This window comes from Dokdonella sp. (assembly GCF_049593775.1).
In the GTDB taxonomy this organism is placed as follows: domain Bacteria; phylum Pseudomonadota; class Gammaproteobacteria; order Xanthomonadales; family Rhodanobacteraceae; genus Dokdonella.
Genome location: NZ_JBAWHJ010000238.1, coordinates 1 through 16,371 on the forward strand (window position 1 = coordinate 1; position 16,371 = coordinate 16,371).

At 60.3% G+C, this 16,371-nt stretch carries 14 protein-coding genes; 7 read left to right on the forward strand and 7 right to left on the reverse strand.

The features are described from left to right. From WBP53_RS08550 to WBP53_RS08560, 3 genes are all read left to right on the forward strand, one after another. A partial coding sequence (locus tag WBP53_RS08550) for a PspA/IM30 family protein (protein WP_423927902.1) occupies positions 1-534 on the forward strand: 534 nt, incomplete at its 5' end. Beyond that, a complete protein-coding gene (locus WBP53_RS08555) occupies positions 531-1,094 on the forward strand; it encodes a hypothetical protein (protein WP_423927904.1) in 564 nt (187 codons plus the stop codon). The genes WBP53_RS08550 and WBP53_RS08555, both read left to right, overlap by 4 nt. A gap of 11 nt (positions 1,095-1,105) precedes the next feature. Further along, positions 1,106-2,323: a vWA domain-containing protein gene (locus WBP53_RS08560; RefSeq protein ID WP_423927906.1), complete on the forward strand. Its 1,218-nt coding sequence runs from the start codon at positions 1,106-1,108 to the stop codon at positions 2,321-2,323. 372 nt (positions 2,324-2,695) lie between these two features. Here the strand turns inward: WBP53_RS08560 and sufT are convergent, their stop codons facing one another. Next, positions 2,696-3,253, reverse strand: a complete 558-nt coding sequence (sufT, locus tag WBP53_RS08565) for a putative Fe-S cluster assembly protein SufT (protein WP_423927908.1) — start codon at positions 3,251-3,253, stop codon at positions 2,696-2,698. 192 nt (positions 3,254-3,445) lie between these two features. Beyond that, positions 3,446-4,894, reverse strand: a complete 1,449-nt coding sequence (locus tag WBP53_RS08570; protein ID WP_423927910.1) for a PLP-dependent aminotransferase family protein — start codon at positions 4,892-4,894, stop codon at positions 3,446-3,448. 96 nt (positions 4,895-4,990) lie between these two features. Here WBP53_RS08570 and WBP53_RS08575 point away from each other — a divergent pair, with 96 nt between their 5' ends. Continuing rightward, the gene (locus WBP53_RS08575; protein ID WP_423927912.1) at positions 4,991-5,638 is read left to right on the forward strand and encodes a pyridoxamine 5'-phosphate oxidase family protein; all 648 of its coding nucleotides are present in this window, start codon (positions 4,991-4,993) and stop codon (positions 5,636-5,638) included. A 156-nt stretch (positions 5,639-5,794) separates the two neighbouring features. Continuing rightward, the gene (locus WBP53_RS08580; protein WP_423927914.1) at positions 5,795-6,196 is read left to right on the forward strand and encodes a hypothetical protein; all 402 of its coding nucleotides are present in this window, start codon (positions 5,795-5,797) and stop codon (positions 6,194-6,196) included. A 55-nt stretch (positions 6,197-6,251) separates the two neighbouring features. Here the strand turns inward: WBP53_RS08580 and WBP53_RS08585 are convergent, their stop codons facing one another. The 5 genes from WBP53_RS08585 to WBP53_RS08605 all read right to left on the reverse strand — a co-directional run bounded on the left by WBP53_RS08585 (position 6,252) and on the right by WBP53_RS08605 (position 12,681). After that, entirely contained in the window at positions 6,252-8,531 is a 2,280-nt protein-coding gene (locus WBP53_RS08585) for a molybdopterin cofactor-binding domain-containing protein (RefSeq protein WP_423927916.1), read from the reverse strand. 10 nt (positions 8,532-8,541) lie between these two features. Beyond that, positions 8,542-9,021 (reverse strand): (2Fe-2S)-binding protein, encoded by a 480-nt coding sequence (locus WBP53_RS08590; RefSeq protein ID WP_423927918.1) that lies wholly within the window; start codon positions 9,019-9,021, stop codon positions 8,542-8,544. A gap of 55 nt (positions 9,022-9,076) precedes the next feature. Continuing rightward, positions 9,077-10,375 carry a c-type cytochrome gene (locus WBP53_RS08595; RefSeq protein ID WP_423927920.1) on the reverse strand — a complete coding sequence of 433 codons (1,299 nt, stop codon included), beginning with the start codon at positions 10,373-10,375 and terminating at the stop codon, positions 9,077-9,079. Between the two features lie 215 nt (positions 10,376-10,590). Beyond that, positions 10,591-11,535, reverse strand: coding sequence for an alpha/beta hydrolase (locus tag WBP53_RS08600; protein WP_423927922.1), 945 nt, complete (start codon positions 11,533-11,535; stop codon positions 10,591-10,593). A 294-nt stretch (positions 11,536-11,829) separates the two neighbouring features. Continuing rightward, entirely contained in the window at positions 11,830-12,681 is an 852-nt protein-coding gene (locus tag WBP53_RS08605; protein ID WP_423927924.1) for a GNAT family N-acetyltransferase, read from the reverse strand. A 392-nt stretch (positions 12,682-13,073) separates the two neighbouring features. Between WBP53_RS08605 and WBP53_RS08610 the strand changes: the two genes are divergently transcribed. Next, complete coding sequence (locus WBP53_RS08610; RefSeq protein ID WP_423927926.1) at positions 13,074-14,654, forward strand: integrin alpha; 1,581 nt, start codon at positions 13,074-13,076, stop codon at positions 14,652-14,654. Positions 14,655-15,175: 521 nt separating this feature from the next. Continuing rightward, positions 15,176-16,371: WD40/YVTN/BNR-like repeat-containing protein (locus WBP53_RS08615; RefSeq protein WP_423927928.1), on the forward strand; the 1,196-nt coding region annotated here is incomplete at its 3' end.

The window sequence follows — 16,371 nt, forward strand, 5'->3', positions numbered from 1 at the left end:
CTGATATCCCGATTGACCCGCTTGTTCCGTGCCGATGCGCATGCTGTCCTTGACCGTCTGGAAGAGCCTGACATCCTTTTGCGTCAGGCCGTTCGGGAAATGGAAAACGAAGTCGAGCGCAATGCGCAGGCGCTCAAGACGCTGGACCTCGACTACCGCCATGCGCATGTACGTGCGACCGAGCTGGAGACTTCAATTGCCGGGATCTCTAGCGAGCTGGATCTCTGCTTCGAGGCCGGAAACGAAAAGCTTGTCCGCATGCTGTTGCGCCGACGACTCGAAGGCGAGCGCCTGCTGGCTCATCTGGGGCAGCGACTCGGACGCTTGCAGAGCGAGCGAACCGAACGCGGCCGTACTCTGGATGAGCAACGCCAGTGCCTTGAATCGATGCGCCAGAAGGCCGCCGCCTTTGATGTCGAATCAGCTTCCTCCCAGGCCGAGACGACGGTCTGGGGTCAACCCGATCTGAACATCGCCGACTCGGATGTCGACCTGGCCCTGTTGCGCGAACAGCAACAGAGGAAGGCGTCATGAGGCGCCCCGGATTCTGGCGTGAGGTCGGCGTCGCACTGGCCCTGAGTGTTGCCGGAGGCCTGGCCTGGAGTGCGCTGAGCTGGTTTCTCAGTCCTGCTTCGGCGATGCGCTGGGTCATTGCCACTCTCGGCGTCGTCTATGCCGTGCTGCAACTGCGCGCGCTGGATACGCGCGCGGGTCGAATGCTGGTGATCGGCTCCTGGCTGGCACTCAATATCGCCTTGTTCGCGTTCAACCCACCGTTGTCTTCATGGGTGCTGGCGCAGGCGGCAGCCATCTGGATGCTGCGCTGCTGGGCCTGTCACGGCAGCTTTTTCACCGCGATTGCCGATGGCGTGCTCGGACTATTCGCAGCCACCGCCGGCGTGGTCGTCATCCAGTCCACGCACAGCATTTTCCTGGCCCTGTGGAGCTTCTTCCTGATTCAGGCCCTGGTCGTATTCATCCCCGATTCGCTGCGCATCGCGCCGCGAAATGTCACCCCCGACAACGAAGATCGCTTTGCCCGGGCACAGCGCTCGGCAGAAGCCGCGTTGCATCGTCTTGCCAACCGTCACTGAAGGAGATTGCCATGAAAACCCGATTGCTGATTCCCGCTATTTTTGTACTCACCGCCGTGGCCGTATTCGCCTACCCGCTGACCCGGGCTGGAACGAAGCAGATCGCTGCACCCGTCGCACCTGTCATTGCGTCGCCGGCTACAGCCATGGCCGTTGCCAATGACAAGCCAAGAATTGATGTTGTATTCGTGCTTGATACCACTGGCAGCATGGGTGGGCTGATCCAGGGGGCGAAGGAAAACATCTGGTCGATCGCGAGCAGCATGGCCCAGGCCCAGCCCACTCCGGAACTGCGCATCGGCCTGGTCGCCTATCGGGATCGTGGTGACGCGTATGTCACCCGCGTAGTTGATCTGTCCAGTGATCTCGACTCGATGTTTGCCACCTTGATGGACTTCCAGGCCGATGGTGGTGGTGACTCGCCGGAGAGTGTCAACGAGGCCCTGCACGATGCCGTGCATCGGGTCTCCTGGAGCCAGGACAAGGATGCCTACAAGGTGATCTTCCTGGTTGGTGATGCGCCCGCGCATACCGACTACACGGATGACGTGCAGTATCCCGAAACGATTGCAGCGGCGACGGCGCGTGGTGTGGTGGTCAATGCGATCCAGGTTGGCAACAACGCCGGCACCCAAACGGAGTTCCAGCGTATCGCTGCGCTCAACCAGGGGGAGTTCTTCAAGGTAGATCAATCTGGCGGTGCACTCGCGGTCTCGACCCCGTTCGATGACCAGCTTGCCGAGCTTTCACGCGAACTGGACGAAACTCGCCTCTTCTACGGAGACGCCGACAAGCGCCAGGAGCTGGATGCAAAGGTTGCTGCTACCGACAAGCTGCACGCCAGGAGCACGACAGGATCTCGGGTAAAGCGCGCCATGTTCAATGCGTCGGCCGCTGGCAAGGAGAATTTGCTCGGCGACAATGAACTGGTCGATGCCATCGCCAGTGGTCGTATCGAGCTCGCCGATGTACCGGAGGCAGAACTGCCGGCACCGATGCGCTCGCTCAGCAAGGAAGAGCAGGCTGTCCTGGTCAAGGAAAAGGCTGAACAACGCAAGGGTCTCAATGAGCAGATCGCAGCCATTGGCAAGCGCCGCAACGACTACCTTGCCAGCGAGCTGAAGACGCGTGACGGAAAAGCTGACTCACTGGACGACCAGATCTACGGTGTGGTCAAGGCGCAGGCCGGCAAGAAGGGCCTGGAATACGACGCGCCAGCGGCGCATTGAGCCGCAGTTGGGTGACGCCACGCAGGTGCGTGGCGTCGTCTTGAAGCTTGAGGCATCGGTTTGTGCGGCGGGTTCGTTTCGCGGATCGCGCCGCATGAATTCCGACTCACCGAAGTTGCGCAGCTCCGGTGCGAGCGACCGCATTACCCGCATTGGCTTCACCCTGCGACAAGCATGAGTCGTTCAATAAATGAATGAACCGCCGCTGGAAGTTGGTCGGCACACTTCGACAGGCTCAGTGCGAACAGCCCAATAGGGTGGAAGTTGGCGAGGTCACCCCGACAGGCTTGGCTCGAACGGTAAAGTGGGCGGGAGTACACACCGAAAACCGCTTCTCCCATTCCCTTTTCCCCACTCCCGATTCCCGGCTCTTCAAAACATCCCCGTCTCGAGCTTGGCCGCATCCGACATCATGTTGTGGTTCCACGGCGGATCGAAAACGAGATCGACATCCGCTTCGCTGATGGTCGGGATCATTTCGAGCTTGCTGCGTACATCCTCGACCAGAATCTCGCCCATGCCGCAGCCCGGCGCGGTCAATGTCATTCGCACATTGACCTTGCGCTGGCCATCTTCGGTCTTTTCGATATCGCAGTCGTAAACGAGTCCGAGTTCGACGATATCGATCGGAATTTCGGGATCGAAGCAGGTGCGCAACTGTGACCAGATGAGTTTCTCGACGTCCTCGTCGACAGCATTGGCCGGCAGCTCGAGTGGCGGCGGCATCTCCTTGCCGATGGCATCGGCATCTGAACCGGCAATGCGGAACAGGTTGCCATCAACAAACAGGGTGAAACTTCCACCCAGCGCCTGGGTGATGTAGCCAGCCTGGCCCGCAGGCAGGACCACGCTTTCACCCTGCGGCACCATGACAGCAGGGCAGTCGCGTTCGAAACGGACCGGTTCGGAACTGGAGCTGTATGCACTCATGTCGAGACGCTTTCCGTCATTCCTGTCGTTTGCAGCCGCATATTATGAGGCCTGCGCCCCCCGCACGCAGGAATATCGGGTCATTTGTCGCCCGATCAAGCGGGTATGAACAACGGTGAGGCCGATCCGGTATTCGACGATGCCGGTTCCAGGCAAGCTTTTCCGGAGAGGCGGCAATCGGCACTTGCTTGGTTAGTCCACCAACCCGGTTTCCCGCAAACAGGCCCCAAGCAAACGCAAAGCGGCCTCGATGTCGGCAGGCGGCAATGCCGAATAGCCCAGCAGCAGACCCGGGCGCGTCGAATTGCGGAATGAGTAGGGTGCCACGGTGTAGAGGCCGAGTCCGCATTCTCGCGCACGCGCGACCAGACGCTCACAGTCCGCCTGGCTGCCCGAACGCAACCAGGCCGTAAGATGCATGCCGGCATTCGAATCGACCACCTCCAGTGCGTTGCCTGCGTGACGTCGCAGACCGGCAAGCATGGCTGACCGTCGCGCGCGCAGGCTTTGCGAGGCACGCCGCAGGTGGCGCTCGAAGCCGCCGCTGGCCATGAAGTTGGCCAGTGCGGCCTGCTCCAGTGTGTTGTTGCCTCTATCCTCCAGCCACTTCGCGGCATGGAAGGCTTCACGCAGGGATTCGGGCAAGACCATGTAGCCAAGCCGCAGGGCAGGGAACAGGGTTTTCGAGTAGCTGCCGATGTAGATCACCCGGCCATCGTGGTCAAGCGACTTGAGTGCTGCCAGCGGGCGCCCACCAAATCGGAATTCGCCATCATAGTCATCCTCGATCAGCCAGCAGCGATGTGCCGCCGCCCACTCCAGCAGTTCCACGCGTCGCCCCAGCGGCAGCAGGGCACCAGTCGGAAACTGGTGCGAAGGCGTCACTACGGCTAGCCGCGCGCGGTTGGGCAGGGCCGAGGGCACCAGCCCGTCGTTGTCCACGCGCACGGCACGGATGCGGGCGCCATGGGCGGCGAAAACCTGGCGCGCACCTCGATAATGCGGATCCTCAAGTACCACCACGTCGCCCTCGTCAAGCAGGACGCGTGCGGCCAGGGCAAACGCTTGCTGCGTGCCTGATATCACGATGACATTCTCAGGCGATGCGCTGACCCCGCGGCGTCGGGCCAGATAGTCACAAATCTGTTCGCGAAGCGCCGGCAGGCCCCGTGGATCGGGGTAGTCGAAATCCGCGCGCTCGACTGCGCGATTGATCTCGCGCCGCCAGGCGCTGGCCAGAGCAGGGTTGGTCAGGGGCAGGCCGTACTGCAGGTTGTAGCGGAGCCCGTCGTGCTGGTGCCCGGGTATCAGTACGCCGTCGCTGACCGCCATTGCGCGGCGCGAAAATGCTGATAGCGGCGCGATCGGTTCATCACCTGCCGGGCGTTCCACCATCGGCGATCGGTTGCCGACATCGGCCACGTAGCTGCCAGAGCCGACCCGCCCGACAAGAAAGCCTTCAGCCTGCAATTGATCGTAGGCCGACAGAACCGTATTGCGCGAGATGCCGAGTTCGGCAGCAAGATTGCGGCTGGCCGGAACGCGCGATCCCGGCGAGAGCCGGGCGTCCAGGATTGCCGACTTGAGCGCCCTGATCAGTTGCGCGTAGCGCGGTCCCTGCCCATCGAGTTCCATGTACATGATTGGCTCTACTCAATCGCTCATCTGTGGCACTCGATGGTACCAATGTCCGCTGGCATGCTGCCATCGTCCAGCCGCCAGCCCAGGGATTCTCCCATGCCCCAGAACGCACGCACCAAGGTCCGCCGAGTCGCCCAGCGTGGCCACTATGATCGCGAAACCATCCACGCAATTCTGGATTCCAGCTGGATTGCGCATGTCTCGTTCGCTGATCCGAAGGGCCAACCCTTCGTTATCCCGATGCTCTATGCGAGAGAAGGGGATTCCCTGTATCTGCACGGCTCGATCGCCAGTCGTCTGCTCAAATCGGTAGGTTCCGGCATCGAGACTTGCCTCTGCGTGACCCTGGTCGATGGTGTCGTACTGGCACGCTCCCACTTTCATCACTCGATGAACTACCGGTCCGTTGTCGCCTTTGGCCAGGCTGTGGCCGTGGAGGATCCTGCCGACAAGGCGGCGATATTCGAACGGTTCGTCGATGCGCTGATTCCGGGGCGGGCAAGGGAATCTCGTGCGGCTGATCGCAACGAGATCAACGCAACTTCGTTGCTTCGCTTCGACATCGAAGATGCCAGCGCGAAGATCCGGACAGGCGAGCCGAAGGATGACCCGGCCGATCGGGAATTGCCCGTCTGGGCGGGCGTTGTACCGGTCACCCAGCACTTCGGTGAGGCCATCACAGCGGCCGATGTGGTTGCCGGCGTGCCGATACCCCGATCGGTGATCAACCTGCTTGGCAGGTGACCCGCAGGGCCGCCAAGACCTCTGGCGGTTACCTTGTGGGCGCATGGCCGGTATGATCTCGCTCCCCCTGGCGACCGCTGAATCCAATGACCGACATCCAGGCCGGCGAATCCGGCGGCGTATCCCATGTCCGTTGAACGCAGCAGCAAACGGACCATGAACCAGATTGTCGGCGTCGCAACCGCCCTGATGTGCGCTCTGGCGGCGGGCGCGGTCTGGTGCGTCCTGCAGTTGTATTCTCGGATGGACCTGATCGGGCTGTCCCTGCTCGTAGGGGCGATGATCGCGTGGATCCTGCGCCGGCAAGGTTTCGGCCGCTCGCTTTCCGGCGCCTTGCTGGCGGCAGTCTGCACAACGATTGCCTGTGTTTACGCCGGATACCTGCTCGCAGCCGCCAAGGTCGCCTCGTTCCTCGGCATTCCGATGCGTTCCACCCTGATCACGATCGGTCCGGACATGGCCGGCGCCATCGCCTGGGCCGACCTGACCCCAATCCATATCGGCACGCTGGTGCTGGCCGTGGTGTTGTCAGCCTGGATGGTGTGGCGCAAGGCCTGAGCGTGAATGCCTGCGCTGGCTAGCAGTTTGTCGACGGAGTAGAGAAGAGGTCCGGTCAGGTCGGGGTGCCAGCCTTCAGTGCTTCCAGCACATCCGCGGGGCGCATTGGAATGTGTCGCAGGCGCACGCCGACGGCGGCGAAGATTGCATTGCCTATGGCTGGACCCACAACCGTGGTTGCCGGTTCGCCAAGACCCACCGCGGTCTGCGTGCTGGCGACGAACTCGATGTCGAGTTCGGGAACGTCGGCCATGCGCATCGGGGTATAGGTATCGAGATTCGTTTCGCGGATCTGGCCGTTGATGAATTCGGCGCCTTCGTGCACCGCCATGCTTGCGCCCCAGAGTGCTCCACCTTCGATCTGTGCGAGCGCTCCATCCGGGTCGACAATGGTTCCGGCATCGACAACGAGCGTGAGCTTTTGCACGCGAACAGTGCCGGTTGATCGATCAACATGGACCTGGGCCACGCAGGCGGTCCAGGTTGGCATGCCACGCTCCTGGCCGAAGGTTGTCGCGAAGCCGACTCCAGTGTCGGCGGGCAGGGACAGCTTGCCCCAGTTCGACTTCTCTGCGAGCCGCCTGACCACGGCAGCCTGGCGCAAGGCACCACCGACAGCGTTCGGCGCGCTGCCGGCATTTCGACCGGCACCGTCGAGCAGTTGCAGTCGAAGTGCGACCGGGTCCATGCCGAGCTTGTGCGCGGCCTCATCGATGAAACTCTCTGACGCCCAGTTGGTCCAGCCCGGTCCCACCGAACGCAACCAGCCCGGGCGGAACGCACGGTTTGCCATGTCGTTGGAGATTGCGCGGACACGCTGGGAACCCACGCTGTACCAGCTGTCGGCGCCGGAAATCGAGAACGGATCGTAGGGGCGGTCGTTGAGCCCCTTTGGCATGAACGAGGGCACCATGACCTCGGTTGGCCAGCCGGCTGCGGCGTCATGCTGCATCGCGGTGATCTTCCCGTCCTTGTCGAATGCCATGCGCACGCGCTGCAGCGAGGGAGAACGGAACGAATCGAAGTGGATGTCATCGGCGCGTGTGCAGATCATCTTGACCGGCTTGCCGATTGCCTTCGAGGCAAGCGCGGCAGGTATGGCGTAGTCACCATTCAGGCGGCGGCCAAAACCACCGCCCAGTCGATACGTGCGCATCACGATCTTGCTTTCATCGACACCGAGCGCCTTGGCCAGTACCGGAAGCGCAAGCGACTGCCACTGGTTGCCTGTATGGATTTCCCAGATGCCATCCTTCTCGAGTGCAAGCGCATTGACCGGCTCGAGCGCAAAGTGCAGCACGCTTGCGGTGGTGTAATTCTGCTCGAGGATGGAATCGGCGGCATCGAACGCGGCATCGACGCCTTCATCGTCGAATACCATCGAGCCTGTTCCTGCATCAGCGATCAGTTTGGCAGCGTGATCGAGGATGTCCTTCTCCGAAATATTCGCGGTGTCGTCGTTGTTCCAGGTGACCTTTACCTTTTCCGCAGCAAGATTGGCTGCGTGGACTGAATCCGCGAACACCATGACCCAACCCGGCACGGTGTTCGAGGGGTCCTTGAGTTCGACGCTGCTGTGGTAGCCCTTGACCGATTTCGCCGCCGAGTCATCGATGGAGACAACGGTTGACCCGTTGCGCGTCGGCGGTATTTTTGGCCGCGCATGAACCATGCCGTCGACCTTTGCGTCGATCCCGTAGATTGCCTTGCCATCGGTCTTGTCGGGGATATCCAGGGCCTGGGTATCGTGGCCAATCAGGCGTCGCTGGTCGGGTGGCTTGATCGGCATCGCCTCGAGCTCGTCGGCGCTGTAACTGCGGCTCAACTTTCCGCGCTTGACGATATCGGCGTAACTGATCGATTTCGAGCCGGCGCTGACCATGCTGTTGCGGGCCGTGCATGCTGATGCAGAAACGCCGAGCAGGCGCGCCCCTTCCTCGATCAATGCCTGACGCGCGGCGGTGCCAGCGTGGCTCAGCGGAACAAAACTCTGCCAGACCGACCAACTGCCACCGGTTACCATCAAGCCCCACTTCGGATTGGAATCGACGTGATCGACACGCACCATGCTCCAGTCGGCCTCGAGTTCGTCAGCGAGGATGCGAGCGAGTGCCGTGCCCACGTGCTGGCCCATTTCGGCTCGGATGACGTTGACCGTGATGATTCCTTCACTGTCGATACGACACCAGAGGTTCGCTTCGTACGCCCCTTCGGCGATGACCTTGTCCGGGTCGGTTTCGGCCAGCCCATGGCGCGCGAAAGCAAACATCAGTCCGGCACCTGCGGTTCCAATCAGGAATCCGCGTCGCGACAGCGAGACCGCTGGAGGATTCATTGCACTCCGATCAAAGCTGTTCATTGCCAGCCTCCGTGCCCATGCGTGTTGCAGCCAGTTTGATGGCGGAACGAATGCGTCGGTAGGCCATGCAGCGGCAGAGATTGCCGTTCATGACCGAATCGATGTCCTTGTCCGTGGGCTGTGGGAAATCCTGCAGCAGCGTAGCGGCCTGCATGATCTGGCCTGACTGGCAGTAGCCGCATTGCGGGGCCTGGGTTTCGATCCATGCCAACTGCAGCGGGTGTTTTCCGTTCGGATCCAGCCCCTCTATCGTGGTGATCGATGCGCCATCGACGGCCCCTACCGGCGTGATGCACGAGCGGATCGCACGGCCATTGAGGTGGACCGTGCAGGCCCCGCACATGCCGATGCCGCAGCCAAACTTGGTGCCGGTCAGGCCGAGCTCGTCGCGGATCACCCACAGTAGAGGTGTTTCCGGGGCAACTTCGATCGCGATGTCGCGACCGTTCAAGTTCAGGGTGGTCATGAGCGGGTGACTCCCGTGGTTGGTTTGTTCGGATACAGACGAGGCGACGCAGGCTTTACGAATCGGATTCGCCCTGGCGCACCGCGGCGATATGCTTTGGCAAATCGGTCCAGGCAGGCTGCACCGTCATCTGACTGCGCAGATACACGGCGAGGGTTTCGATGTCGGCGTCGCTCAGTGTTCCGAACGACGGCATCAACGTTCCCGAAATGCCCTCGTGCAAGCCGACGCCGTGCACGATCACCTGGATCAGGTTGGTCGGATCGGGGCCGGTGAGGGCAGTATTCAGAGCCAGATCAGGGCGCAGCAGCGCAGGCGGAACAGCGCTGTTGTAGTGGCAGGAAGCACAGGCGTAGCGATAGATCTCGGAACCCGCATCCGCAGAGTGACGTGGGTCGACTGTTGAAGATTCAACAAGTGCCGCAAGCTGCGTACCCGTATCCACAGTTCTTCCGGCCGTGCCATTGATGTCTGCGAAATAAACCGCCATTGCGCGAATGTCATCATCGGGCAAGGCCGAGAGTCCCTCGTGGATCACCTCGGACATGGGGCCTGCCGCAACGCCATGCAGTGCCGTTGCACCATTGCGCAAATAGACGGTCAGTTCGTTGACGTCCCAGGAGATCGGTGCCGTATTGCTGCTATCGAGCGCGGGCGCGTGCCATCCATCAATGAAGGCACCTGCGAAGCGCATCGCGCCCTTGCGTTCGGCACCCAGTGCGTTGCGTGGCGTGTGGCAGGCCCCGCAATGGCCCAGTCCTTCGGCGAGATAGGCGCCACGATTCCACTCTGCACCCTTGTCCGTATCAGGCTGATAGACACCCTTGTCGAGATACAGCAATTTCCAGCCGGCCTGGAGCGAGCGAATGTTCAACGGAAATGGCAGCTCATTCTTCCTGGCCGGAGCGATCACGGCGGGTTGGCTCATCAGGTAGGCGTAGATTGCACCGATATCGTCGTCAGTGAGTTTCGTGAAGTGATCGAACGGAAATGCAGGCAGCAATTCCGTGCCGTCACGGGCAATGCCCTCGCGCATGGCTCGGGTAAAGGCCGCCTCGGACCAGGTGCCGATGCCGGTGTCTGCATCGGGGGTGATGTTGGTGGAGTAAATCGTACCGAATTCGGTTGCCATCGGACGACCGCCTGCGTTGCGAGAACCGCCGCTGGTTGTATGGCAGGTGGCGCAATAGCCGGCACTGGCCAGCATCTCGCCGCGAGCGACCGTGTCGGGATCCAGGGCAGATGCGACCGTCGGTTCAATTGGATCGTAGGCGGAGTGCCAGCCGAGCACGAAAATGCCGGCAACGCCGATAAGGATCAGCAGGAAAATGGCTAGTAGCAGGCGCTTGAACATGATCAACCTCCGCGTGGATGAGCTGGAGTCGGTTCAGTCGTGCCGGCGAACAGCGATTCGCCAGATCGTCCAAGTCTACTACGCGAAACTGGCTGGGGCCGGCAGTGCATGAATAAAGTTGCCGGGTCTGGTGCGCTTCTGCGCAAGTTTGTCTCGAGCGAGCCGATTTCCGCGGCACCCAGGTGGATTGGCAACAGGCTGGTTCACCAATACCTCTATTTTTCCTTTAGTCCTGTTTGCGATCCCGACGCGAAACCTTGCTGGATGAATTCTATGGCTGCCTCATGGGCGGCGAGGTTGCCTGAAACCGTAAGCCAGGTCTGTACGTCGTGTCCGACAGCGGGATTCATGAAGCTGTTGACTGCTACCCCATTGTCCTTGAGCTTGCGCATGAACAGCTCCTCCTCTGCGCGCGAGGTTTCGTACTGGCCGAAAATATTGAACGTTTTCGGCATTCCGGAAAGGTCTTCGGCCCATAGTGGGGAACCGTAGCGGCTGCGCACATCATCCTTGTCACGGAAATACTGGTCCTTGCACTCCGACCAGGATGAACCGCCACCATCCAGTGCGGCGTAGGTCAGCAACAGGAACGAGAATTTCGGAGAATTGGGTTCGTCCATCGCGCGGATAGCGGTGGCGGCGGCGAAATAGGCGCCGGTGCTCTCACCGGCGATTGCGAACCTGCTCTTGTCGATGCCAAGTTCCCCGGCGTGATCCCAGATCCACTGAACCGTGTCGTAGACATCGTTGTGCGCATCAGGAAACTTGTGTTCGGGCGCCAGGCGGTAGTCAATCGCGACCACAATCGCATTCGATTCAGATGCCAGGTAGCGACTTACTTCGTCGTGGCTATCAAGGCTTCCCGCGACCCAGCACGCGCCATGCACGTAGATGAGTACCGGTTTCGGTGCCTTGCTACCCGGATCGTAGATGCGGATACGGATCTCCCGATTTTCGAGTGTGATTGTCCTGTCTTCAACACTTGCAAGCGCAAACTTAGTGGGGTTCGGCCGCATCGACTCCACTTGCTGCCTGAACTCAGCGACGCTCTCGGGTGTCGACAGCCATGCGTCTTCGGCTATGGCTGCATGTGCCGCCAACAAACTGGCGATGCCGAAACAGAGCGCGAATGAAATCCGTGTCGTTATCAAGGTATGCATTTCAGAGTCCTGCGGTTGTTAGAGTGGAAGGTGCCGCTTGCAGCCGGGGATACTCGATTATGTGCGGTGGGGCGGCAGAAGATCTTTCGAGATCAACACGAGTCCCAATTGCGAACAGAGAAATGTAGCGCAGGACCAATGTATCGCGCGCTTGTCCATTCAACGTTGTGTGAGACAGCCAGCTTTGGCGGGGCATACTGGATGATGCCGTCATTTGCCGAGGAAAATCCGTTGCACGTCGAATGCAGGATCTCGTGATCGCCTTTGCTGGAGCCACATTCGCCAACCACAGACTCAACCGATTTCGAAAGAGGTGATGCCGTACTGGCGCGCGATCGAAAGGTCTGGAGCCTCGCCCTGATACATGCGGGCAGTCTCGAAGACGCGCTGCATTCCGAAGCGCTCGATCATCGCGACTGCGTCCGGATTGCTTTCCGGCACATCGAGGAACACCGGGGCACCAGGCGGCGCGGTGGCAACGAGGGCCATCCAGAGAGCAGACGCATCGTCGGCGTGGTCGGCAACGAGGGGGCCGATCTTGTAACCATTGCGACACGGGCGAATGACCCCGATGCCGGTCAGACTGCCTCCACTGATGCAACCAAGTGCGGTGGCCCCGGGCTGGTCGATCCATGCGCGCAGGAACTCAGGGCGCGATGCCGGGAAGAACGCCTGCATGTAGTTTTCGATGGCCACAAACGGCAATCCGGCGAGTGGGGCGATCGCGGTGTTCGGCAGCAGGTCGGCGCGCGCTGGAGCTTCGCAGCGGATGTTGCGGAAGGCTGGATGAAAACCCGATTTTCGATAATTGTGCTGTTGCTCGATGACGCCGTCGAGTCCGATCACGCAGCCTTGGAGATATTCCAGGCCAGCCTTCCAGATGCGCAGGCCATGACCCCGTCCGCGCATGTCCGGCCTGACCATGTAGAAGCCCAGGAATCCGAAGGTATCGCTGTAGCGGACGACCGATATCGCGGCGACGACTTCCCCATCGAGTCGACCAAGCAGGAAGCCACGACGATCGGCAAGGTGATAGCAGCCGGCATCATTCAATCCGGGATTCCAGCCTTCCGCTGCGGCCCAGTCGATGATGGTTTCGAGATCTTCGCGAGTCGCCACATCGATGCTGAGTTCGGTTTCCTGCATGCGCGGCGATCTCCTGGTGCCGGGATTCCAGCGGCAAGCATAGCGGCACCCGCGGAGTCATCACCAGCGCGCATTCCATCCATGAAGCGCTGAAAGCTCAGAGCGTGTTTGACGCACCATCTCGGAAAGCCGATCGAGTTTGCACTTTACGGCGCTGCAGCCCGGCAGCCTGTTGAGGCAGATGTCCTTCGCTCCCACTTTTCGCACCCCGCTTTCTGGTAACTTCTCGCCAATTGCAGCCTGGTGCCCCGCATCCGCGGCAGATTGGTTGCCGAAACATGTCCAGCGACGTGGGAAAGTCGGGCAACGAACGTGGCAGCAGGATGCCTGGTAAACAAGAGAGCAAGGTTGCAGAAATGATCGTTCCCCAACTCCGAATCAGGCAAGCACCGATGACGCTTGCCATTTCCGCCGCATTGGCACTGAGCCTGGATCCTGCAAGTGCACATGCGCAGCTATTTGATCCGAGCATGAGTCTGGCAAGCCTCGATGGCCGCAACGGTTTCGTGGTGAACGCGACTGAGGAATTCACGGGATCAGGAAAATCTGTCAGCAATGCCGGGGACATCAATGGCGACGGAATCGACGACTTGCTCATCGGTGCGCCGTTTTCAGGCATCAATGGATACAACACTGGCAGCACCTACGTGGTATTCGGAAAGACTGGCGCCCATGCATCGACATTACTGCTTTCCGAAATTGACGGCAGCAACGGGTTCCGCATGGATGGGGCCCGACAAACCGATCAGTCGGGCTGGTCTGTCAGCGCGGCGGGAGACATTAACGGAGACGGCATCGATGATCTGGTTCTGGGTGCCCCCTACACCAATCACAATGGCGGCTATTCTGGCAGCGCCTATGTGGTTTTTGGCAAGAGCGGGGGGTTTGCTCCATCGTTTTCGCTGGCAACGCTGGACGGCATCAACGGGTTTCGGATGGATGGGGTTTCGCACGACGACCAGACCGGCGACAGCGTAAGCAATGCCGGTGACATCAATGGCGATGGCATCGACGATCTGATTATCGGTGCGTTTTATGCCAATTCCACGACGAATGTTTCGGGAGCTGCCTACGTTGTCTTCGGAAGCGGGTCAGCATTTCGACCAGCCATGCAACTGTCGGCACTGAATGGCAGCAACGGATTTCGTATTGAAGGTGAAGACTCGTCGGGTGAGTTCGGCTTGTCGGTCAGTTCTGCGGGCGACGTCAATGGCGATGGAATCGGTGATCTGATCATTGGTGCACCGCGGGCCAACGGCGACAGCATCGACACTGGCAAGAGCTATCTAATATTTGGTCGCAGCTCCGGATTTGATGCTTCGTTTCTTCTGTCAGCGCTCGATGGCGACAATGGCGTGCGACTCATCGGAGCGTCGTACCGCGACGAATCAGGCAGATCAGTCAGCTCCGCCGGGGACATCAATGCGGATGGCATCGATGATGTCATCGTGGGCGCCTGGAAAGCCGACAATTCCGACGATACAGCAGGAAGTGCATACGTAGTGTTTGGCTCCAAGGTGTTTCCTTCGTCTGATTTCTTGTTGTCGTCTCTTGATGGCAGCAACGGATTCCGGCTGGATGGAGTTGCTCGGAGTGACTACGCCGGCGAAATTGTCTCCGGAGCAGGTGACGTGAACGGGGACGGAGTCGATGATCTGTTGATTTCAGCAGCACACGCCAATCCAGGAAGTCAAAACGCGGGAAGCGTTTATGTCTACTTCGGAAGTGGCACCGCATTCCCGCCAGTTGTCTCGTTGGCGGACCTTGACGGCTTCATTGGCATGCGCTTTGACGGCATAGCGGAGAACGATGGCGCTGGGCACTCGGCAAGTGGCGCAGGCGACGTCAACAACGATGGCGTCGACGACCTGATTATCGGTGCCTCCGGCACGGACATCGCAGGTCCTGCTTCAGGGAGCAGCTACGTAGTATTCGGTCGAAGGGACCGGATTTTCGAAAGCGGGTTTGAATAGTTGACCCGGTGAATCGGGGGACGTGTGGGCAGATGGCCTCACGTCCAAGTTCCAGGACAACAACACGCGGGAGCGATCCACATCGGCCAATTCTCTGCAATTGAGGCGGGAGTTGCGGGATCGCGTTGCTCGGAATTTCAATGCAATTTCACCGCTTCTCTACCCATTCGTCTTCCTGGAGGTTAGGGTCGTACTTTCTGAATTGAAGGATCTTGCCGATGGCTACATGCTCAGGCTCCTCCCGAATGTTCGCATTGCCCCTTTGCCTTTTGAGCTTGCTGGCCGTTCCCGCAGTGGCTGATCAGCTTGCTCCCGAACCTGCGACGTGCAGCAGTTCGACCGAGTCTGCTGCCGTGTTCGAGTCTGATTTGGCGACAGACACAGCCGCAACGAAAGCGGGTCCCGGGAAAACGCGCTCGGGTCGCGAGCCGGAGGATCCGGCGGAATTTCGCACTCAGCGTCTTCCACCTCCGAGGCCGATCTCGCGATCAAGCACGCCGAATTGGCAAGCACTGGGTCCAATGCCCACCGTAGCGGGGCAGGTCAACGTACCGCCTGACAATGAAGTGACTGGCGCAGTACAGAGCATCGCGCCGTCTCCTGTCGATGCCGATATCGTCTACATCGGCGCGGTCAATGGCGGCATCTGGAAAACAAGCAATGCCACCGAGGCACAACCTACCTGGATTCCACAATCAGAGGAGCTTCCCTCGCAGTCAATTGGCGCGATTGAATTTGATTTGAGTGATGCGACACATCAGACGCTTGTTGCAGGCACAGGGCGCTGGTCCAATTTTGCTCGCCGCGGGGACGATGAGATCGGTGTCTACCGCACCACCAATGGCGGTGATTCCTGGGCACAACTGGGTGAAACCGCGTTGCTTGGGCGACGGATCTCGGCAGTGTCGGCACGCGGTGCCGTGCTGATGGCGGCGACTACCAATGGCGGGCTCTATCGCAGCGTCGACACCGGCGTGAACTGGACCCTGGTATCCGGTGGCGCTGGCCTGCCCAGTGGAAACGTACTGGATCTGGCTGCGGACCCTGGCAACCTGCAGCGCTTCTACGTCAGCGTCGACAACAACAGTCCGTCCATCCTTCGAAGCGATGACGGTGGTGCCAACTGGATAGACGTCAGTGCCGGCGTTTCTACCCTCGCGAGTACCACTGACAACATGCGAATTTCGGTCGGCGCGCAGGGCGTTGTCTATCTGGTCGTGGTCAATAGTGGAAGAGTGGCCGGGGTCTATCGATCAAGCGACCTGGGTGCGAACTGGACCGCGATGGACACCCCCTCGGTTCACCCGGGAGGGCAGGGCAGTTCGAACACGGCGATTGTCGCAAGCCCGACCGATCCCGACCTGGTCTACGTGAGCGGTGACCGCATCAGCTTCAGCCCGTACACCGCCAATATCGTGCGCGGCGATTTCTCGGCCGCAACGGGTAGTCAGTTTGTGATTGCCATGGATGCGGGCGCTGGCGGCACCTCTCCGCATGCGGATAGCCGCGACATGGAATTTGATGTCAATGGCAATTTGCTGGAAAGCGATGACGGTGGCATTTACCGACGCTCGTTGCCGGCCAGCAGTTCGGGAACCTGGAGTTCGATGATCGGCAACCTCAACGTGATGGAGGTTCATGACCTGGCCTATGACGGAATTGCCGATGTCATCATGATTGGCACGCAGGACAACGGTACCCATATTCAGCGTACCTC